The organism is Kribbella sp. NPDC051952, assembly GCF_040680855.1.
Taxonomy (GTDB): Bacteria; Actinomycetota; Actinomycetes; order Propionibacteriales; family Kribbellaceae; genus Kribbella.
Genome location: NZ_JBFAXQ010000005.1, coordinates 1 through 20,428 on the forward strand (window position 1 = coordinate 1; position 20,428 = coordinate 20,428).

Here is a 20,428-nt window from a genome sequence, read left to right on the forward strand (position 1 = left end):
GTTCTACGCGCACGGGCCGAACAATGCCGAGGGGCAGAACTCGTACAGCCTGCTGGTCGCCGATCCCGCGTTCATCGCGCGCTTCGGTGCGTTCGTAGATCTCCTCGATCCGGCTCGGGTGGATCCGGCCGTCGAGCACCAGCGAATCAAGGGTCAGCCGCGCCGTCTCCCGCCGGACCGGATCGAAGCAGGACAGCAGCACCGCTTCCGGGGTGTCGTCGATGATCAGGTTGACGCCGGTGGTCTGCTCGAACGACCGGATGTTGCGGCCCTCGCGGCCGATGATCCGGCCCTTCATGTCGTCGCTCGGCAGGTGTACGACGGAGACGACCGACTCGCTGGTCTGCTCCGAGGCCAGCCGCTGCACAGCGCCGGTGATGATCTTGCGCGCCTTCGTCTCGCCCTCGTCCAGCGCCTGCCGCTCGATATCGCGGACGATCGTGTGCGCGTGCCGCTTCGCCTCCGCCTCGATCGACGCGACCAGCTCGGCCTTCGCCTGCTCGGTGGTGAGGTTCGCGACGCCCTCGAGGATCCGGCGGCGCTCGTCCTCCAGGTCCTTGATCTCGAGCTTGTGCTGCTCGAGTTCGGCGAGCTGCGCGGTCAGCTCGACCTGGCGCTCCTCGATCGAGCGGTGCTGCTCGTCGAGCCGGTCCTCACGCTCGGTCAACCGGTGGTCCCGACGCTCCATCTCGAGCCGTTGCTCCCGCAGGTCGTCCCGGATCGACTGCGCTTCGGCCTCGGCTTCCCGCCGTACGTCGGACGCGCGCTGGTCGGCTTCCCGCCGTACCTCCGAGGCGCGATCCTCCGCGGCCCGGCGCACCTCCTCGGCCCGCTGCTCGGCGGTCTCGGCCCGGACCCGCAGTACGGCGGCCTCTTCCTCGGCCTGGCGGCGGAGCGAGTCGGCCGCGGTCTTCGCACCGGCCGCGATGTGAGCGGCCTCGAGTTGCGCGTTCGCGGCGGCCGTGGAGGTATCGGCGGCCTTTCGGCGGGAGAGGGTGAAGCCGATCCAGCCCAGCAGGCCGGCGATCAGCAGTCCGATCAGGGTCAGCCCGAGCGACGTCGGCGTCATCGGCATCTCCCCTCTTCTTCGAGTCCCGCGCAGGCGGAGCTTTGGCGTCGGTCGAAGGGACTAGCCACTCGTACGGTCGCGGATACGGCTGAACGCATCACCGTCGTCCGGCGATGCGGGGTTGGCGCTGTTCGGGGTTGTGCTTGTGAACAGCCGACGCCGTCCGGGTGCCGATCGTGGCGGCTGCCGGAGCCTCGCCAGGGTGTGCGTCACCCACGGTCAATGCTCCTGGTCGCTGCCACCGCCGGATCCGTCCGTCGCGGTGCCGCCTATCCGACGGCGCTACCTGCCGCCGTCGTCCTGCCTTCAGCTCGGTCGAGCGTTGTTTCGTGTCTTCTTCCCGGCCGGTGTGGCCGAAAACAACCGGCCCGCCGGTGCTATGTCCGCCACCGTTCGGTGGAGTGATCCCTTCTTGATCCCGAGGCTAGGCGTGCCCCACCAGCCGGTCAAGACGGACACTCACAGCCCACCCCACCGATCACGGCGCGCACCACAGCCGCTCTGGCCCGTTATGACCACCGTCTGTGCTGGTCTGCTCCACAAAGAGGTCGCCCTGGGCGTGACACAGCCCAGGGCGACCTGCGGTTCGAGGTGCCGGCCGGGCTCCGCTTTTATGCGGCGGTCCGCCCTATGGACGCGGACCGGCCTGCGGGTCGGCGCTGCCTTCGCTGTCTTCGCTGCCGGCGTCTGTCTGGCCGGCGTCTGTCTGGCCGGTGGCGGTGCTGCCGGCGTCCGTCTGGCCGGTGGCGGTGCTGCCGGTGGCGGCGCCTTCTGTGCCGGAGCCGGCCGAGACGTCCGGACCTTCGGACGCATCCGGAACTGTGCCGCCGACGACCGTTCCCTCGGCGGCTGGGGTATCCGCTCCAGCCGTCCGGGCTTCGGTCGGGCCATCGGCCTGCTCGGAGGTGGTCTCGGGGGACGGCGCGGTGCCGTCGGCGCTCGGTCCGGGGGTCGGCTCAGGCGCCTGTCCGGAGGCTTGCTCGGAGGTGGTCTGCTCGGAGGATTGGTTGTCGACGAAGGTGCCGACCTTCTGCTGGACCGCGTCGACCTTCTCCGCGTACTTCCCCCCGGTCTGCTTGTCGATCAGGTCTCCGGCCTTCTCTACGCCGGCCTTGATCTTGTCCGGGTTCTGCTTGACGACGTTCCGGAGCCAGTTCTTAGCCTGTTCCTGGAAATCGTTCATTGCACCCTCCGCGGTGTGTCAGGGGCGGATCGACGGAAAATCCCCAGCGTACGGGCCGGTCAAAGCACCGGTCCTACTTCGGATAACACACCGTCACACCGCACCCGTCAACGCCCCTCGCCGCTCACGGCCCTTCGAGTACCGTCACTCTCCGTCGCCAAGCCGTGCCTTCGCCACGTTCGGCGGGGCGAAAACCAGCCATCCGTCGAGCAGCGCCTCACCCAGCGCAGTCTCCGAAACCCGGTCCAGCTCGACCAGTACGGCGGCATAGTTGTCGAAGTGCGGGATCGTGAAGAACCCGTCGTCCGCGCGGGCCGCGAGCACCGCTTCCTTCTCGGCGAGATCCTCCACGCGGATCGCCAGAATCGGTTCGTCCGGCGGGGTCTCGTCGCCGAACCGCTTCAGGTCCGCCTTGCTGAACGGCCGTTCCCACGCGAACGTCTTCCCGCCCACACCCCAGGCCCGCGTGCCACGTTGCGTCGTCTCGACGGTCTCCGGCAGGGCCGCGACCAGCCGCTCCACATCCTCCAAGCTCGCCATGCCGCTCACGCTACGCCGCCGGTGATGCCCGGGGCTTGAACATCTGGGAACTCTCGCGGCGCTCCTTCTGCGGCAGAGCAACCAGCCTCCTGCGGCACAGCAATCAGCCTGCTGCGGAGGAGTGACCAGCCTTCCGCGGAGGAGTGACCAGCGTGCTGCGGAAGAGTGACCAGGCGATGGGGCGGTCGCCTGGTCACTTCTCATTCGCCGGCGGTCAGAGGCGGTGTCGCGAGCCGTGCTCCTGGTGCGGGACAACCTGCGCCGCCCCGGGGAAGGTCGGCGCCGGGAACTGCGCCGTCTCGTAGGTGGCCAGGTTCAGCCGGGCACCCGTCTCCGGGAGGAGCGGCGGCTTGGCCGTGTGGTCCTGACGGAAGACCGACGTGAGGTCACCGAACGTCCGGCGGCGCCACTGGCTGACGTTGGTCTCCTTGACCCCGGTCAGCTTCTCCAGGAACTGCACGACCGACGTGTGGTCGAACTTCTGGCTGCTCACCCAGCCGCCCGCGGTCCACGGCGACACGATGATGCACGGCACCCGGAACCCGCCACCGATCGGCAGGTCGAGCGCGTACTCGTCCGCCGTACCGGCCGGAGCAGTCGGCGGTACGACGTGGTCGAACAGGCCGTCGTTCTCGTCGTAGTTGAGGATGAAGACGGTCTTCTTCCACACGTCCGGGTTGGCGGCGATGGCGGCGATCTTCGAGGCAACGAAGTCGGCACCGGCGGCCGGCATCTCCTTCGGGTGCTCGGAAACCCCACCGGCCGTCATGAGCCACGACACGGTCGGCAGCTGGTCGTGCAGAGCGTCGTACTCGAACTGGCCGAGCGACGAGACCTTCATGCCCTTTTCGTACAGCGGCGTACCGGGCGCGGCGTCCTGGAACTGCTGGAAGTGCGGCAGCATGTTGTAGCTGTTCAGCCCAACCTGGTCCTGGTAGACCTTCCAGCCAACACCAGCTGCCTCAAGGCGTTCGGCGTACGTCGTCCACCGGTAGGCGCCGTTCGGCAGCGAGTTCGAGGTGATCGGACCACCGAGCGTGCCGCCCGGGTCGATCGTTCCGGTCTGCCAGTACAGGCGGTTCGGCCAGGTCGGACCCTGGACCGAGCAGAAGTACTGGTCGCAGATCGTGAAGGCATCCGCGAGCGCGTACTGGAACGGGATGTCGTCACGGGTGTAGTAGCCCATCACGTACGGCCCGTTGGCCTTGTCCGCAGCCCGGTGCGCGGGCAGCCAGGCGTCCATCTTGCCGCCGTTCCACGCCTGGTGCTGCACGGAGTACGCGTGGCTCGTCGACGGGATGGCCTGCGAGTTGGTCGAGTGGGTGTCGAGGTGGAACGGCAGCAGGTAGCCGTCCGGGTTCTCGGCATCGGGCTGGTGGAACACGTTGCGTCCGGTGGACAACTTGATCGCCTGCGGGTCGTCGAACCCCGCAACTCCGGACAGTGTGCCGAAGTAGTGGTCGAAGCTGCGGTTCTCCTGCATCAACATCACCACGTGCTTGATGTCGCGGAGCCGGGCCGGGCGCGGCGGCGGAGTAGCCAGCGCCTTCTGCACACTGGCAGGCATCAAGGCTGCGGCAGCACCCAGGCTGGCAGTAGCGGCTGCGCCACCAAGGAAACGGCGGCGAGAGAAATCAGACATCGGGCGGAACCTCTCGGGGGGATAGACGGTGATTCCGACCACCGACATTCCGCCCCGAACATGACCACCACCCAGCCCCCACTCCAACGTTGGAGAACTAGTTTCCAATCACAACCTTGTCCCCAGGTAAACGATTTCAACCCAGCTCACCTAACCAAACCAGACCACCCCCACAACTGGTGATCTCCCCACCCACCCACAACCACCTGAAGCTCCGAGCCCCCCAAACCCGAGTGCCAACCCCGCAACCAGCCACCCACACGCACAACAACAACCCTCCGCCCCCACGCCAAACCCAAACCACAGAGCTCTACCAACCCGCCCCAACGATGCCGTCCGGGAGACCGAGGAGCTCACGCAGCAGGTTGCCGGCGACGTCCGCACAACCTCAAGTTGCAAAGCCCCCAGGCCACCCCGACTCGCCGCCTCGGCCCACCACTCACTCGGCATACGAGTAGACGCCCCTCAAACTCAACGCCCCGCCCACCCGCCCGACACGTCGCAGAACGCCCCCCAACCCAACACCCTCGACCACCCCACACCCAGCACGTCGGGGAACCCCCCTCGAACCCGACGCCCCGACCACCACACGTCCAGCACCTCGGAGAACGCGCCTCGAACCGACGTCCCAGACCACCACACGCTAAGCACGTCACAGAACGCTCCCCGAACCCGACACTCTGGCCACCACACGCATGGCACGTCAGAGAACGCCCGTCGAACCCGACACCCCTCAACCACCACACGCACGGCACGCGGAAAACGCCCCACGGACCCGACGCCCCAGACCACCACCTGCCCAGCACGTCAGAGGACGTTCCTTCAAGCGGGCAGCCGTACCAGCACCTGCTCAAGGTGTGCCGGGGAGCTTGTCGGACTCGATGTCGGGGGTTTACTCGATTTCGATGCCGGAGGGGTCTAGGAGAGGGAGTTCTTCGTGGCCGGCGTCCAGTTCCTGCTTGATGATGTTCATCGCGAGACCACCGGGATATCCCTTGCGGGCAAGCATTCCGAGCAGTCTCCGCATGGCGACCTGACGATCGAGTGAACGCATCGACCGAAGCTTCTTTCGGACCAGCGCACGAGCCGTCTCCTCTTCCTGCTCAGGCTCCAACTCGTCCAACGCATCCCGCGCCAGTTCGTCATCCACACCCCGACGACGAAGCTCCTGAGCCAGCGCCCGCTTCCCCAACCCACGCCCACGATGCCGCGACTCCACCCAGGCATTCGCGAACGCCGCATCGTCAATCAGCCCAACCTCAGTGAACCGATCAAGCACCTCATCGGCCACCTCGTCCGGAATCTCCCGCTCAGCCAGCAACCCCGCCAACTCAGCCCGAGTCCGAGGCTGCCCCGACAACTTGTCCAACAAGATCGTCCGAGCCGCCGACGCCGGATCCTCCACCCCGTCCAACCCGGGATCCGCCGCCCCCTCCGGCCCCTCCGCCCCCCGCCGCTTCCGACGCCCCCCACCAAACTCCCGCCGAGCAACACCTCGGCGTCCACCAGACCGCCGCGCCGCAGGCTCCTCACGTGGCTCGCGGGCTGTAGGCGTTTGCTCCGGGCGCGCATCGGGCCGCCAGGGTGCGGGCTCTTGATCCGTGCGACCAGTGATTCCACGAGACGGTTGGGCTACGGAGGCCACATCCGGCTGTTCATCGACGGATGAGTAAACGGCAGGTTCAGGAGCTCGAGCCACGGTTGGGTCCGGCGGCGTTGCTGTCACGCCGGAGGACTCGCCCCAGGGGTCGACCTGCTCTGGACGTGAATCACGAGCTCGGGCAGGACTCTTCCGGGAGATTGGCGCCGGGTTCGGGGCGACCTCCACCGACGCGTCGTCGGATCCGGGAACCGAGTCGTCCGGTCCGGGGTACTGCGTGCGAGATTTCGAGGTCAGCTCGTCAGGCGCAGGAGCTCGCGTGACAGGTTCAGGTGCAGGTGTTGGTTTGGTTGCCGGTCGGCTCGAGGGTGGCTCGGGTGCGTCATCGGCGAAGGCTCGTGCCGCAGCCAGCCGTTCAGCCGCGCTCGCGACAGAGGCTTCTGTACTCGCGGAGTCGTTCAGATCACCCCACGGGTCAACGGCCTGTGCGTCCGACCCAGCCTTGGACGACGACTTCCGCTTACCTCGGCGACCGGACTCAGCGCGGCCGTCCTCCTGACCTCCCCCGGCGACCTTCTCGGGGCCCGCGGCAACGTCTTCAGGATCTGCCCACGGGTCGTACGCCGCCGCGGTCCGCCTGATCCTGCCCACGCGACCGCGAGCAGACCCTGCATCCGACGGCTCATCGCCCGCGAAGTCATCCGAATCAGCCCAAGGCTCAGCGGCTTTCGCACTAGCCCCACGACCACGAGTACGACGCTCCCCGCGGCCGGCGCCCCGATCCGCACCAGACTCACCGCCGCGACCACCAACGTCAGATGCACGCTCGGCGACGTCGTCTGGTTGGCTCCGCGCGGGTGCCGCGGGCGTCGCGGGAGCCGGACGAACATCCCGCGCCGACGCGGACCCGGCCACGCCCTCGGCCAGAAGTTTTCGGGCCAGGGCTAGGCGGTCGGCGTGGGGTAGGGAGAGGGCTGCGGGGGCAGCGTCGTCGGCCGGGGGCCGAGGGACGCTGCCGTCCGCAGCGGGCCGATCAGAAGTCGACATCGACCTCGGCCGTGGCGGCCGCGTCGGCCGGGGCGTCGAGAGTCGGGCCGATGCCCATCTTCTCCTTGATCTTCTTCTCCAGCTCGTTGGCCAGATCGGGGTTGTCGCGCAGGAAGTTCCGCGCGTTCTCCCGGCCCTGGCCGAGCTGGTCGCTCTCATAGGTGAACCAGGCGCCGGCCTTGCGGACGAAGCCCTGATCGACGCCGAGGTCGAGCAGGCTGCCCTCGCGGCTGATGCCCTGGCCGTAGATGATGTCGAACTCGGCCTGCTTGAACGGCGGAGCCACCTTGTTCTTCACGACCTTGACGCGGGTCCGGTTACCGACGACGTCGGTACCGTCCTTCAGCGACTCGATTCGGCGCACGTCCAGCCGCACCGACGCGTAGAACTTCAGCGCCTTACCACCGGTCGTCGTCTCCGGGGAGCCGAACATCACGCCGATCTTCTCGCGCAGCTGGTTGATGAAGATCGCGGTCGTGTTCGTCCCGCTGACCGCACCGGTCATCTTCCGCAGCGCCTGGCTCATCAACCGGGCCTGCAGACCGACGTGGCTGTCACCCATCTCACCCTCGATCTCGGCCCGCGGCACCAGCGCGGCCACCGAGTCGATCACGACGATGTCGATCGCGCCGGAGCGGACCAGCATGTCGGCGATCTCGAGTGCCTGCTCACCGGAGTCGGGCTGCGAGACCAGCAGCGCGTCGGTGTCGACGCCGAGCTTCTTCGCGTACTCCGGGTCGAGCGCGTGCTCCGCGTCGATGAAGGCCGCGATCCCGCCGGCCCGCTGGGCGTTCGCCACCGCGTGCAGGGCGACCGTCGTCTTACCGGAGGATTCCGGACCGTAGATCTCCACCACGCGACCGCGCGGCAGACCGCCGATCCCGAGCGCGATGTCGAGCGCGATCGACCCGGTCGGGATGACCTCGATCGGAGGCCTGTTCTGCTCCCCCAGGCGCATCACCGAACCCTTGCCGCACTGCCGCTCGATCTGCGTCAGCGCGGTAGCAAGCGCCTTCTCGCGATCGCTCGCCGCGCGCTCCGCACTCGCCGTTGCACCAGCCATGTGACTGCCACCTGACCCATCTCATAATCGGGGCCGCTTCCCAGCCGCCCGGAGGACTTCTCGTGTCGCCAGAGAAGGTATCCATCAGCTCGGACAGTTTTCGTCGCCACTTCAAATCTGTGGACAACTTCGGCCGCCCGGCGCACCTTCAGGACCCAAACTATCCCGAACACGTGTTCGAATCGCAAGTGACACGCCGAACCTGCCCCGACAACCATTCTGGCCCGCCGACTCCCTACCCTGGCGGTCGTGACCGACCGTCCCGACGTACCCGATTCCGCTGTCGTCCTCGCGCTCAGCCGGGTCGAGTTCGGCATCGACGCCGTACTCGACGCGCTCCGCACGCAGGACCCGTTCGGCATCCGCAGCATCCTGACCGAGTACTCCGCCCAGGAGCAACCCAACCTGGCTGAGAAGGGTCTGATCCTGGCGATCGACCGGCTACTGAAGATGAAGGTGCCGGGGCACGCGGAGTGGCCGACACTGCCGCTGGCGAAGCGCTGCGACTGGTGGGTCGAGCGCCTCGGCGGGTTCGCTGCCGTCGTCGCCGGACTCCCCCCGGATCAGCGGAGCGGCCGCGGACCGGCTGCCGGTCAAGGACACCCTCGGGGCGGCTGTCCAGGCGATGGTGATCGGCGCGGTTTGCCGCGAGTACGGCGTCGATGCGCATGCCGACCGTACGGCGGTCATCGCACGCGTACTCACGGACCGCCCGATCACGCCGGACGACGTACTGAAGTACGACGATCCGACCGCGGCCGGACAGGACGTCGCCAAGCAACTGGGGCTCGGCGACGAGTCCGAGGAGGCCGGGGTGCGTAAGGGCATCCGGCTGGTGTGGCGGATCAGCAAGCTGTTCGGTGGGCTCGGTGAGGTGTTCGAGGAGCGCCCACGTGGCAGCCTCGGCGCCCGGTTCATCGGCAAGCTCCCCGGGGTCGGCGTCGTCGGCGGGTTCTTCGACGAACGCAAGGGCATCCGCAAGGCGGCGTACGAGGCCGCGGACCTGCTCACCAACAGCACGTTCCGGGTCAAGCCGACCTGACCAGGACTGGGGCCGGAGGCGCGGTACTGGGATGATCTGGTCATGACTGGGATCGTCATCGCCCGACCGGACGAGAGCTGGCCGGCGCAGTACGAGAAGACAGCACACGCGGTCGGCGGCCTGCTGGGCGAACTGGCGCAGCGGATCGACCACATCGGATCGACGTCCGTACCGGGCTTGCCCGCCAAGGACATCATCGACATGCAGGTGACGGTCGGGACGGAACCCGAACTGGACGACGTGGTCGAGCGAATGGTTGCCGCGGACTGGGAGTCCCGCCCCGCGAAACGGGATCACGTCGTGCCCGGGCTGCCTGCCGACGACCCGCAGTGGGTGAAGCGCCTGGTGGTCGAACCGATGTACCGCCGGAAGGTGAACCTGCACATCCGTGTGGCCGGCCGGGCCAACCAGCGCTATGCCCTGCTCTTCCGTGACTACCTGCGCAGCCATCCGGACACGGCCAAGGCGTACGGCACATTCAAGCGCCAGGCTGCGATGTTCAAGCTCGACGTCGGCGACTACACCGACCTCAAGGACCCGGTCTGCGACCTGATCTACCTACCTGCCGAGGAATGGGCCGCCAGCACTGGCTGGACTCCCTGAACGCAGTGTGAGGGCACTACTACTCCAGGGTCGTTGACCCGTTCCCAGCGCACCAGCCAGGCTGGACTCGGGGGTGGTTCGGGTGGCTGGAGCGGGACGGCTGGCGGCGTTGCCGTGCGGCAAGGTGTCGAAGTGGATCGTGCTGGCGCTGTGGATCGTGGCTATCGCGGTGTCCTTCAGCCCGGCAGGCAAACTGACCGGTGCGCAGGAGAACGACGCGGTCTCCTGGCTGCCCGGTAAGGCCGAGTCCACCGAGGTTCTGAAGGCGACCCAGCAGTTCTCGTCACCGGACGAGATCCCAGCGGTGCTGGTGTACGAGCGTTCGTCCGGTATCACCCCGGACGACCAGCAAGCCGTCGGTCGGCATCTGGCCCAGTACGGCGATTTGCAGGACGTGGACCGGGATGTGATCGGGCCGATCCGTTCTGAGGATGGCAAGGCATTGCAGGTGCTCGTGCCGATCAACGCCGGTACTGGCGGCTGGGAGACGATCGGTGCTCGTGCTGACGACATCAGACGCGTTGCTGCCGACCGCCCCGACGGGCTGTCGTTCCACCTGACCGGACCGGGCGGGTACGCCGCTGACTCGCAGGAAGCGTTCGCAGGGATCGACGGCAAGCTCCTGTACTCAGCCGCGGCCGTAGTCATCGTCATCCTCCTGCTGACCTACCGCAGCCCAGTCCTGTGGCTACTGCCCTTGCTGTCCGCCGGTGTCGCACTGTTCGCGGCACAGGCGGTCGTCTATGTCCTGGCGACCCAAGCGGACCTGACGGTGAACGCGCAGAGCGCAGGCATCCTCACAGTCCTGGTGTTCGGTGCAGGGACGGACTATGCCCTGCTACTGGTCGCCAGATACCGCGAAGAGCTCAGGAGGCACGAAGACAGACACGAGGCGATGGCCTTCGCCCTCCACCGATCCGGACCGGCCATCATCGCCTCCGGATCCACAGTGGTGGCAGGCATGCTCTGTCTGCTGTTCGCGTCACTCAACTCCACTCGTGGACTCGGTCCGGTCGCAGCGGTCGGCATCGTGATCGCACTGCTCGCAATGCTGACTCTGCTGCCCGCGCTGCTTGTCATCTGCGGTCGCTGGGTGTTCTGGCCGGTGCGTCCGACGTACGGCTCGGACGACCACACCGAGACGAGTGTCTGGGGCCGCATCGGCAGGCGGATCGCCGTACGGCCGCGGCTGACCTGGGTCACGACGTCTGTCCTCCTGGCTGCCGCCGCACTCGGCATCCTGACGCTCCAGGCCAACGGACTGTCCAACGAGGAATCCTTTGTCGGTACGCCGGACTCCGTGGTCGGCGAGAAGGTCGTGGCGGCTCACTTCCCCGCCGGCGCAGGGAACCCACTCGTCGTGGTGAGCAACGCCGACAAAGCCGCAGAGGTCCGTACGGCGATGTCCTCGACGCAAGGTATTGCGGCAGTTGCCGAGCCGCGGATCACCAACGGGGTGGCGTATCTCGAGGCGACCATGACCGATGCGGTGGACACCCAGGCCGCGAAGGACACAGTGGATCGCGTGCGGGCGTCAGTACACGCCGTACCGGGTGCGGACGCGCTGGCCGGCGGCGGGGCCGCCATTGTGCTCGATACCCAGCGGGCCGCCGATCACGACAACAAGATCATCATTCCGGTCGTGCTCGCGGTCGTGCTGGCAATCCTCGCGCTGTTGCTGCGGGCCCTGGTCGCGCCGGTGTTGCTGGTAGCAACCGTCGTGCTGTCCTTCGCTGCCGCGCTCGGAATCAGCTCGCTGGTGTTCAAGGCACTCGGGTTCGAGGGCGCGGACACTTCGTTCCCGCTCTTCGTCTTCGTGTTCTTGGTTGCCTTGGGCATCGACTACAACATCTTCCTGATGACGCGCGTCCATGAGGAAGCGAAGGTGCACGGCACCCGGCGCGGTGCGCTGATCGGCGTGGCGGCGACCGGTGGCGTGATCACCTCGGCGGGGCTGGTGCTGGCGGGAACGTTCGCGGTGCTGGCGACGCTGCCGGTGGTTGCGTTCGCGGAGATCGGGATCGCGGTCGCACTCGGCGTACTGCTCGACACCATCGTGGTCCGGTCCGTGCTGGTCACGGCGCTGAACCTGGATGTCGGCCGGCACCTGTGGTGGCCGAGCCGGTTGTCTCGTCAGCGTGACCCGGAGCCGGCTGACGACCTGCCTGAGCCGGAGCCGGAAGCGAGCCTCACCAAGGCCTGACCGCTCGGCTCCTCAGCGGTCACTCGGCGGAAGTTGGAGGTGTGCCCAGACAGCGCGCCAGATGAACTTGGCGTGCTCTCCGTCGGCGAGGGCCTCGTTGACCGTGCGGCCGCCAAGGCCCTGCACGACCTGGGTCTCGGCCCAGGTCCGTGCATAGGCGGAACCCAGATGTTGATCCATCCGGTCCCAGAACTCCGTCAGTCTCATGCCTACCCGTTGTCGTCCTTCGGTGGCTGCTCCCAGCCACCCTGCTGCGGCGGCTGCCCCTGCTGAGGCGCCGACGGACCGCCCTGCTGTTGTTGCTGTCCCCATCCGCCCTGCTGCGGCGGCTGCTGGCCGTGCGGCGGTCCCTGCTGGCCCTGGCCGGGCTGTTGGCCCTGCCCCGGCTGCGGTCCCCAGCCACCTGGGCCTTGCTGCGGCGGCTGTCCTTGCGGACCCCACTGACCCTGCCCCGGCTGGCCCTGCTGTGGCTGAGGCTGCCCAGGGTACTGCGGCTGCCCACCCGGTCCCGGATACGGCGCCTGCCCCTGACCAGGCTGGCCTGGTCCCGGCTGACCCGGGTACTGCCCCGGTTGACCGCCGTACGGACCGGGCTGGCCGCCGTACTGGCCGGGCTGTCCTGGGTACTGACCGCCTGGGCCGTAGCCAGGCTGCTGTCCGTAGCCCGGCTGGCCGCCGTACTGCCCCGGCTGGCCCGGGTACTGACCTGGGTATTGCCCGTAGCCCTGCTGCGCCTTCGCCTTGCGTCCACGCAGGACGAAGAACAGGACGCCACCGATTACCAGCAGCACCAGCACGATGATGAGGATGAGCAACCAGACCGGGAAGCTGCTGCCCGCCTCGGACGTCAGCGAGACCTTGCCGAGCTTGTCGAGAGTGTCGTACGTCGCCGTCCGGCCGCTGACCGAGGCTCCGTCGTCGTGCTCGAGGATCTTGCCCGGCATGGTGATCTTGAAGTTCACCTCGGGGTTGCTGCCGGACGGGACCTGGCCCAGGCTCGAGTCCTTCACCGAGACGGTGACCTTGCTGCCGTCCTTGCGGAAGCTCACGCCGTCGCCGCTCGAGCTGCCCATCTTGTCGAACGGCACGCTCTCGAACTTGCAGTCCGACCCGACGTACTTGTCGTCGTCGAACGGCTTGCAGTTGACGCCGTCGGTGGTGGTGTCCTTGATCGACTTGTCGATCTGCCCCCGGACCTTGTCGAGCGACTGACCACTCGCCTCCAGCAGCTGCTTGTCGACGCCGATCTTCATGGAGCCCGAAACCGTCTCGTTCGACCCGACCTTGAGGTCGGCGTCGACCTTGACGCACCCGGTCAGTGCGACCAGGCACGCCGCGACGACGAGCGCTGCACGTACGCGGTTGATCATGGCGACGATCATTCCAGACGATGGGGACAAGATCCGCACCGGACGGAAACCACCTGCTCACCGTCGGCGATCGGAAGGTCATCACCGGGTGATTGCCGGGTGATCGGGCGGTTGATGAAAACTGTCGGCGCGACCCGGCAAGATGGTCAGCGTGAAGAAGACCAGCGCGTTGAGCCGGTTCTCGCCCGCGACCCGGGCGTGGTTCGGCGACGTCTTCGAGGCGGCGACCCCGGCCCAGCTCGAGGCGTGGGACGCGATCACCGCGGGCCGGGACGCGCTGGTGGTTGCCCCAACCGGCTCAGGCAAGACGCTGGCGGCCTTTCTCTGGGCGCTGGACCGACTGGCCACCATCCCGCCTCCGGACGACCCGAAGCTGCGCTGCCGGGTGCTGTACGTGTCGCCGCTGAAGGCGCTCGCGGTCGATGTCGAGCGCAACCTGCGCGCGCCACTGATCGGGATCCGCGAGACCGCACGCCGGCTCGGTGAGGCGCCGGTCGAGGTAGAGGTCGCGGTTCGATCGGGTGATACGCCGGCCAACGAGCGACGACGGTTCGCCACGCGGCCGTCCGACGTACTCATCACGACGCCGGAATCACTGTTTCTCCTACTGACATCGCAAGGGCGGGAGTCGCTGCGCGGCGTCGAGACCGTCATCGTGGACGAGGTGCATGCGGTCGCGGGGACGAAGCGCGGCGCGCATCTGGCCCTCACGCTCGAGCGGCTCGACGCTCTGCTGCCGAAGCCGGCGCAGCGGATCGGGCTGTCGGCAACGGTGCGGCCGGTCGAGGAGGTCGCGCGCTTCCTCGGTGGCGAGCGGCCGGTGACCGTGGTGCAGCCCAAGTTCACGAAGCAGTGGGACCTGAGTGTCGTCGTACCGGTCGAGGACATGGCCGAGCTGGCGTCCACTGAGCTCGAGACGTCCGGATCGGCTGCCGGTCCCCCGCAGCACGCCTCGATCTGGCCGCATGTCGAGGAGCAGGTCTTCGATCTCATCAGTCAGCACAAATCGACCATCGTCTTCTCGAACTCGCGCCGCCTGGCCGAGCGCCTCACCGCCCGGCTGAACGAGATCGCCGCCGATCGGGCCGAGCTCGAGCTGCAGGAGGAGGGTTCTCCGGCGCAGGTGATGGCCCAGTCCGGCGCATCGCTGGCGGCGCCACCGTTGATCGCGCGGGCACACCACGGTTCGGTCAGCAAGGAGCAACGGGCGCTGATCGAGGGTGACCTGAAGTCCGGCCGGCTGCCGTGTGTGGTCGCGACGAGCAGCCTCGAGCTCGGTATCGACATGGGTGCGGTCGATCTGGTCATCCAGGTCGAGGCGCCACCATCGGTCGCCAGTGGACTGCAGCGCGTCGGTCGCGCCGGTCACCAGGTGGGTGCGGTGTCGCGCGGCGTCCTGTTCCCCAAGTTCCGTGGCGATCTGATCGACACGGCCGTGGTCGTGCAACGCATGCGCGATGGACTGATCGAGAGCCTGCACATCCCGGCCAATCCACTCGACGTACTGGCACAGCAGATCGTGTCGATCGTTGCCCTGGACTCGATCGACGTCGACGAGCTTTTCGCTTTGGTACGACGATGCGCGCCGTTCGCGACGTTGCCACGGTCGGCTTTCGACGGGGTCCTGGACATGCTCTCGGGCCGGTATCCGTCGGACGAGTTCGCGGAGTTGCGGCCGCGGATCGTCTTCGACCGGGTTAGCGGCGAGATCTCCGGCCGCCCCGGTGCGCAGCGGCTCGCGGTGACGAGTGGCGGGACCATCCCGGACCGCGGGCTGTTCGGCGTCTTTCTGGTCGGCGAGTCGACCAACCACCGCGTCGGCGAGCTCGACGAAGAGATGGTGTACGAGTCGCGCGTCGGGGACGTGTTCACGCTGGGCGCGTCGAGCTGGCGGATCGAGGACATCACCCACGATCGGGTGCTGGTCTCCCCGGCACCCGGGCAGCCGGGTCGGTTGCCGTTCTGGAAGGGCGATGCGGTCGGACGGCCGGCGGAGCTCGGTGCGGCGACCGGCGCCTTCGTTCGGAAAATGGCTGCACTGCCCGCAGGCAAGGCGGTCGAGCGAGCGCGGACTGCTGGCCTGGACGAGTACGCCGCCAACAACCTGGTCGCATATCTCGCCGAGCAGCGAGACGCGACCAGCCGAGTGCCGGACGACGTGACGATCGTGGTCGAGCGCTTCCGCGACGAGCTCGGCGATTGGCGAGTCTGCGTGCATTCGCCGTACGGCGGTCAGGTGCATGGACCGTGGGCGCTGGCGATCGCCGCGCGACTGCGCGATCGGTATGGGATGGACGCGCAGTCGGTCTCGGGTGATGACGGGATCGTGCTGCGGTTGCCGGAGACGGACGAGGCGCCGCCGGGTGCGGAGCTGATCCTGTTCGATCCGGCGGACATCGAGGACTTGGTGACGACCGAGGTTGGTGGATCCGCCTTGTTCGCCGCGCGATTCCGGGAGTGCGCGGCACGCGCATTGCTGCTGCCGCGACGAAATCCGGGCCGACGGTCGCCGCTGTGGCAGCAGCGCCAGCGGTCGGCGCAGCTGTTGAGTGTGGCAAGCAAGTACGGCTCCTTCCCGATCGTGCTCGAGACTCTGCGCGAGGTGCTGCAGGACGTCTACGACTTGCCTGCCTTGAAGGATCTGCTGACTGGGATCAGCGAGCGGCGGATCTCGGTCGTCGAGGTGGAGACGTCAGAAGCGTCGCCGTTCGCGAAGTCGTTGCTGTTCGGCTATGTGGGCGCGTTCATGTACGAGGGCGACAGTCCACTCGCGGAGAAGCGTGCGGCCGCGCTTGCCTTGGACCAGAGTCTGCTCGCCGAGCTGCTCGGGCGGACCGAGCTGCGCGAGTTGCTCGACGCGGAGGTCGTGCTGCGGACCGAGGCCGAGCTGCAGCGGCTCGCGGAGGATCGCCGAGCACGTGACGCGGAGGGGCTGTTCGACGTACTGCGGATGGTCGGTCCGTTGTCGTTGTCCGAGGCATCGCAGCGCTGCGTCGACGGTTCCGATGCTGAGTCGTGGTTGACGTCCTTGGCATCGGCTCGACGAGTGGTCCGGGTTCGGGTCGCCGGTGAGCATCGCTGGGCAGTCGTTGAGGACGTGGCGCGGTTGCGGGACGCCCTCGGCGTACCGATTCCGCCAGGGGTTGCCGAGGCGCATGCGGAGTCGGTTGCGGATCCACTTGGAGACCTGGTCTCGCGGTATGCGCGGACGCACGGCCCGTTCCGGGCGATCGATCTCGCGACGCATTTGGGGATCGGCGTTGCCGTTGTCAACGATGCGCTTCGGCGATTGGGAGCGGCTGGACGCGTTGTCGAGGGTGAGTTCCTGCCGGGCGGGATCGCACTGGAATGGTGCGACAGCGAGGTTCTGCGCTTGCTTCGACGACGGTCCTTGGCCGCGCTGCGCAAGGAGGTCGAGCCGGTTGATCCGGCTGCGCTCGCCCGGTTCCTGCCTGCGTGGCAAGGGATCACCAGCAGCCGCGGGCGTGGGTACGACGTACTCCTCGGCGCGATCGAGCAGTTGGCCGGATGCGCGGTGCCGGCGTCGGCGCTCGAGTCGATCGTGCTGCCGTCGCGCGTGCCGGGGTATCAGCAGTCGATGTTGGACGAGCTGACCGCGACCGGCGAAGTGGTGTGGGCAGGTTCGGGTTCGCTGCCGGGGACGGATGGGTGGGTGTCTCTGCATCTCGCGGACAACTGCGATCTGACTTTGCCCGATCCAGACCCTGCGTTCGAGCTCGGCGAGACCCATCAGGCTGCGCTCGATGCGTTGTCGGGTGGTGGCGCGTTCTTCTTCCGGCAACTGAGCGATGTCGTCGGCGCGGCCTCGGGCGCGGTGGACGACGAGACGCTGGGCGGGGTGCTGTGGGATCTCGTCTGGGCAGGTCATCTGACCAACGACACGTTGGCTCCGGTGCGCTCGCTGGTCGGCGGAGGGCGTGGGAGTCATCGAGCTCGACGTACGACACCTCGGGCGCGGCCGGGTCGTCAGATGCGACCGGGACGTCCGACGATGCCGTCGCGGAGTGGTCCGCCGACGGCGGGCGGACGGTGGTCGTTGCTGCCGGCCCGGAGCGAGGATGCAACCCGACGGGCACATGCTGCGGCGGAGACTCTCCTGGATCGGTACGGGATCGTCACGCGCGGGTCGGTGATCACCGAGCGGACTCCGGGTGGGTTCGCCGCCGTGTACAAGGTGCTGAGCGCGTTCGAGGAGTCGGGGCGGTGCCGGCGCGGGTACTTCGTGGCTGGGCTCGGTGCTGCCCAGTTCGCTCTGCCCGGTGCGGTCGATCGGCTGCGGGCGTTGGCTGAGCTGCCGGGGACCGGTGGGACTGGACGCGGTCGGCGTGATGAGGAGCTGACAGCGCGGGCCGTCGTACTGGCTGCTTCTGACCCTGCGAACCCGTACGGCGCTGCCCTGCCATGGCCCGAGCGCGAGAGCGCGGGCGGCCATCGACCGGGGCGGAAGGCCGGTGCGCTGGTCGTGATGGTCGATGGCCAGCTGATCGTGTACGTCGAACGCGGCGGGCGGACCGTGTTGAGCTTCACCGAGGATCCTGACTTGCTGCAGCCTGCGGTCGATGCGCTGGCCCTGTCGATCCGCGATGGCCAGCTCGGGAAGTTGAGTGTGGAGACGGCCGATGGTGAGCAGGTGCGGCATACGGCCTTCGGCGATGCGCTGGCGAAGGCGGGCTTCCACGCCACGCCGCGAGGCCTGAGGCTACGGGCCTGAGCCATGCCTGAGGGGGATACGGTCTGGAGGGCTTGCAAGCGGCTGAACCAGGCGCTGGCCGGGCAGGAGCTGACCCGTACGGACTTCCGCGTGCCGTCCTTGGCGACGACCGATCTCAGCGGCCGCACGATGCTGGAAGTGGTTGCGCGGGGCAAGCATCTGCTCATGCGGGTGTCCGGCGGCGTGACGATTCACAGCCACTTCCGGATGGACGGGAGCTGGCATCTGTACCGGCCCAAGGAGCGTTGGCGTGGCGGGCCTGATCACCAGATCCGTGCCGTCCTCGAGACTGCCGCGTGGACGGCCGTCGGGTACCGGCTGCCCGTGCTCGAGCTCGTCGCGACAGATGCTGAGGACACCGTGGTCGGTCATCTCGGGCCGGATTTGTTGTCTCCGTCGTTCGATCGCGAGCAGGCGATTGCCAACCTCGAGGCGGATCCGTCGCGAACCATCAGCGAGGCGTTGCTGGACCAGCGGAATCTGGCCGGCATCGGGAACTTCTATCGGATCGAGGTCTGCTTCCTGCTCGGTCTGCATCCGTGGCGACCCGTCTCCGCGGTCGATCTGCCTGCGGCGGTCGATCTCAGCCGGCGGCTGATGAAGGCCAACCTGCGCAACGGCACGCAGGTGAGCACCGGAGTCGATCGCCCCGGTCAGCGCACCTGGGTCTTCGAACGCGCCGGCAAACCCTGCCGCCGCTGCGGTACGACGATTCTGACCTCGACCATCGGCGAACCTCCTCGGGACCGGGTCACCTGCTGGTGCCCGGCCTGCCAACCCGAGGGCGATCAGTCCGAGAACTGACCTGTGGATAACCCCATCACCGGGACGGAACGCGGATACCTTCTCTGACGCATCGAACATTTGTTCGAAGGAGAGGAGAGGGTGATGTGTGACAGGTGCGGTGGCGTGACCCACGAGCAGTTCTCACGCCAGATCGAGCAGAACATCCAGACCTACGGCTGGGCCATGCAGTACATCGAGGGCGACGGAGTACGCAATCCAGCCTTCGGGTATTCGCTGGGACTCAGCCTGTACGGGCACCCGGAGCTCATCGTCTTCGATCCTGACCCGTGCTGGGCCTATCGAGGGCTCAAACCGCTGGCCTGGGCGGTGATGGACGGCGCGGTTTTCGACGAGGGCGACGACCTGTCCGAGTTCTTCCCGCCACCAGAGCCCGCCGAGCTACTCCGCTTCCCGGACTCGGCGACGCACCTCTACACGGCCAACCAGATGTTCCGCCGGCCCGGTTGGCCGCCGATCCCAGCACTCCAGCTCATCTGGGCAACCCGCATCACTCTCATGCGGCCGGCAACGACCGGCCATACCCCGGACGGAGGCGCCCGATGACCGCAACGCAGCACTCCCCCGGCTTTCGCCTGGACCAGGACCGGTCAGGCGGCGGAGGCGACGACCTCGGGCTCGATGGTCGGGTGAGTGAGAACCAGGGCCTCTTCGCGGGCCAGATCCTCGGAGACTTCGGCGAAGACCGTCGACAGCGGGACTTCCAGGGCCATGCAGATGGCAGCCAAGAGCTCGCTGGAGGCTTCCTTCTGGCCGCGCTCCACCTCGGAGAGGTAGCCGAGGCTGACGCGGGCATCGGCAGACACCTCGCGGAGAGTGCGCCCCTGGCGCAGCCGCTTACGCCGCAGGACGTCGCCCAGCAGGCCACGAACCAGCACCATGAGGTTTCTCCCTTCCGCCTGTCCAGTCGTGTCTACACGCACGGTAGCTCGACCGTAGGAACCAACGGTACCCGTTGCCGGGTCACTACTCCTCGCAATGTCCACCTTCGGTGCGCCGCGCCAGTCTGCCCTACCTGTTCCCATGCTGGTCTCAACATGCCGATCAGTCGAGTTCTTCCGTCACCAAAGCTGCTCCGAGTTCCAGAACGGCCTCAACAGTCGCCCACCGGACCTCAGCCCGGTCGCCGGTCAACTGCAGCTTTCGCACCTGTACAGACGCCGGTCCGGCCGCCGCGACGTACACCGTGCCGGCTTCGATGCCGTCCTGAGGGTCCGGACCGGCTACACCGGTCGTGGCGAGGCCGTAGGTGGCGTCCAGCCGCTCTCGGACGCCTGTGGCCAATGCGGCGGCCGTGTCCGGGTGGACCGGCCCGACAGCGGCCAGCAGGTCCTCCGGGACGCCTGCGAGTTGAGCCTTCAGTTCGGTCGCGTAGACGACCACGCCACCGCGGTACACGGCCGACACGCCCGGCACATCTGTCAGCGCGCCTCCGACCAGACCGCCGGTCAGAGACTCAGCTGTGGCAACTGTTGCGCCACGCTGTTTCAGCGCTCCGACCAATCGCTCCAGGACCGCTTCGTGTTCCAT

At 67.7% G+C, this 20,428-nt stretch carries 16 protein-coding genes; 6 read left to right on the forward strand and 10 right to left on the reverse strand.

Annotated features, from left to right (window positions below):
- The 6 genes from AB0L70_RS11500 to recA all read right to left on the reverse strand — a co-directional run.
- Window positions 1-1,069 (reverse strand): Rnase Y domain-containing protein (locus AB0L70_RS11500; protein WP_363682695.1); only part of this gene is annotated, 1,069 nt, incomplete at its 3' end.
- 628 nt (window positions 1,070-1,697) lie between these two features.
- The gene (locus tag AB0L70_RS11505) at window positions 1,698-2,252 is read right to left on the reverse strand and encodes an Rv0909 family putative TA system antitoxin (RefSeq protein ID WP_363682697.1); all 555 of its coding nucleotides are present in this window, start codon (window positions 2,250-2,252) and stop codon (window positions 1,698-1,700) included.
- A 144-nt stretch (window positions 2,253-2,396) separates the two neighbouring features.
- Complete coding sequence (locus AB0L70_RS11510; protein WP_363682699.1) at window positions 2,397-2,792, reverse strand: hypothetical protein; 396 nt, start codon at window positions 2,790-2,792, stop codon at window positions 2,397-2,399.
- Between the two features lie 214 nt (window positions 2,793-3,006).
- Window positions 3,007-4,434, reverse strand: coding sequence for an alkaline phosphatase family protein (locus AB0L70_RS11515; RefSeq protein ID WP_363682701.1), 1,428 nt, complete (start codon window positions 4,432-4,434; stop codon window positions 3,007-3,009).
- 892 nt (window positions 4,435-5,326) lie between these two features.
- Window positions 5,327-5,839, reverse strand: coding sequence for a regulatory protein RecX (locus tag AB0L70_RS11520; protein ID WP_363683387.1), 513 nt, complete (start codon window positions 5,837-5,839; stop codon window positions 5,327-5,329).
- 1,228 nt (window positions 5,840-7,067) lie between these two features.
- Window positions 7,068-8,144, reverse strand: a complete 1,077-nt coding sequence (gene recA, locus AB0L70_RS11525; protein ID WP_363682703.1) for a recombinase RecA — start codon at window positions 8,142-8,144, stop codon at window positions 7,068-7,070.
- A gap of 625 nt (window positions 8,145-8,769) precedes the next feature.
- On the opposite strand from recA, the gene AB0L70_RS11530 reads away from it, so the two are divergent.
- The 3 genes from AB0L70_RS11530 (at window position 8,770) to AB0L70_RS11540 (ending at window position 11,992) form a co-directional block, all read left to right on the forward strand.
- Entirely contained in the window at window positions 8,770-9,186 is a 417-nt protein-coding gene (locus AB0L70_RS11530; protein WP_363682705.1) for a hypothetical protein, read from the forward strand.
- Window positions 9,187-9,228: 42 nt separating this feature from the next.
- Window positions 9,229-9,789, forward strand: a complete 561-nt coding sequence (locus AB0L70_RS11535; RefSeq protein ID WP_363682707.1) for a GrpB family protein — start codon at window positions 9,229-9,231, stop codon at window positions 9,787-9,789.
- 82 nt (window positions 9,790-9,871) lie between these two features.
- On the forward strand, window positions 9,872-11,992 hold the full coding sequence (locus AB0L70_RS11540; RefSeq protein ID WP_363682709.1) for an MMPL family transporter: 2,121 nt from the start codon (window positions 9,872-9,874) through the stop codon (window positions 11,990-11,992).
- A 12-nt stretch (window positions 11,993-12,004) separates the two neighbouring features.
- Here AB0L70_RS11540 and AB0L70_RS11545 read toward each other — a convergent pair whose 3' ends face one another.
- Entirely contained in the window at window positions 12,005-12,199 is a 195-nt protein-coding gene (locus tag AB0L70_RS11545; RefSeq protein ID WP_363682711.1) for a DUF3046 domain-containing protein, read from the reverse strand.
- 2 nt (window positions 12,200-12,201) lie between these two features.
- Window positions 12,202-13,362, reverse strand: a complete 1,161-nt coding sequence (locus tag AB0L70_RS11550) for a hypothetical protein (RefSeq protein WP_363682713.1) — start codon at window positions 13,360-13,362, stop codon at window positions 12,202-12,204.
- A 142-nt stretch (window positions 13,363-13,504) separates the two neighbouring features.
- Between AB0L70_RS11550 and AB0L70_RS11555 the strand changes: the two genes are divergently transcribed.
- From AB0L70_RS11555 to AB0L70_RS11565, 3 genes are all read left to right on the forward strand, one after another.
- On the forward strand, window positions 13,505-18,094 hold the full coding sequence (locus tag AB0L70_RS11555; protein ID WP_363682715.1) for an ATP-dependent helicase: 4,590 nt from the start codon (window positions 13,505-13,507) through the stop codon (window positions 18,092-18,094).
- A 3-nt stretch (window positions 18,095-18,097) separates the two neighbouring features.
- Complete coding sequence (locus AB0L70_RS11560) at window positions 18,098-18,898, forward strand: DNA-formamidopyrimidine glycosylase family protein (RefSeq protein WP_363682717.1); 801 nt, start codon at window positions 18,098-18,100, stop codon at window positions 18,896-18,898.
- Between the two features lie 105 nt (window positions 18,899-19,003).
- Window positions 19,004-19,444 (forward strand): DUF4262 domain-containing protein, encoded by a 441-nt coding sequence (locus AB0L70_RS11565; protein ID WP_363682719.1) that lies wholly within the window; start codon window positions 19,004-19,006, stop codon window positions 19,442-19,444.
- Between the two features lie 44 nt (window positions 19,445-19,488).
- Here the strand turns inward: AB0L70_RS11565 and AB0L70_RS11570 are convergent, their stop codons facing one another.
- Window positions 19,489-19,779 (reverse strand): helix-turn-helix transcriptional regulator, encoded by a 291-nt coding sequence (locus AB0L70_RS11570; protein WP_360455209.1) that lies wholly within the window; start codon window positions 19,777-19,779, stop codon window positions 19,489-19,491.
- 163 nt (window positions 19,780-19,942) lie between these two features.
- Window positions 19,943-20,428: a CinA family protein gene (locus AB0L70_RS11575; protein ID WP_363682722.1), complete on the reverse strand. Its 486-nt coding sequence runs from the start codon at window positions 20,426-20,428 to the stop codon at window positions 19,943-19,945.

Coding starts and splice junctions, on each gene's coding strand:
- AB0L70_RS11505 (WP_363682697.1), bottom strand. CDS start 2,252: ATGAACGATTTCCAGGAACAGGCTAAGAACTGGCTCCGGAACGTCGTC.
- AB0L70_RS11510 (WP_363682699.1), bottom strand. CDS start 2,792: ATGGCGAGCTTGGAGGATGTGGAGCGGCTGGTCGCGGCCCTGCCGGAG.
- AB0L70_RS11515 (WP_363682701.1), bottom strand. CDS start 4,434: ATGTCTGATTTCTCTCGCCGCCGTTTCCTTGGTGGCGCAGCCGCTACT.
- recA (WP_363682703.1), bottom strand. CDS start 8,144: ATGGCTGGTGCAACGGCGAGTGCGGAGCGCGCGGCGAGCGATCGCGAG.
- AB0L70_RS11530 (WP_363682705.1), top strand. CDS start 8,770: ATGGTGATCGGCGCGGTTTGCCGCGAGTACGGCGTCGATGCGCATGCC.
- AB0L70_RS11535 (WP_363682707.1), top strand. CDS start 9,229: ATGACTGGGATCGTCATCGCCCGACCGGACGAGAGCTGGCCGGCGCAG.
- AB0L70_RS11545 (WP_363682711.1), bottom strand. CDS start 12,199: ATGAGACTGACGGAGTTCTGGGACCGGATGGATCAACATCTGGGTTCC.
- AB0L70_RS11550 (WP_363682713.1), bottom strand. CDS start 13,362: ATGATCAACCGCGTACGTGCAGCGCTCGTCGTCGCGGCGTGCCTGGTC.
- AB0L70_RS11555 (WP_363682715.1), top strand. CDS start 13,505: ATGGTCAGCGTGAAGAAGACCAGCGCGTTGAGCCGGTTCTCGCCCGCG.
- AB0L70_RS11560 (WP_363682717.1), top strand. CDS start 18,098: ATGCCTGAGGGGGATACGGTCTGGAGGGCTTGCAAGCGGCTGAACCAG.
- AB0L70_RS11570 (WP_360455209.1), bottom strand. CDS start 19,779: ATGGTGCTGGTTCGTGGCCTGCTGGGCGACGTCCTGCGGCGTAAGCGG.
- AB0L70_RS11575 (WP_363682722.1), bottom strand. CDS start 20,428: ATGGAACACGAAGCGGTCCTGGAGCGATTGGTCGGAGCGCTGAAACAG.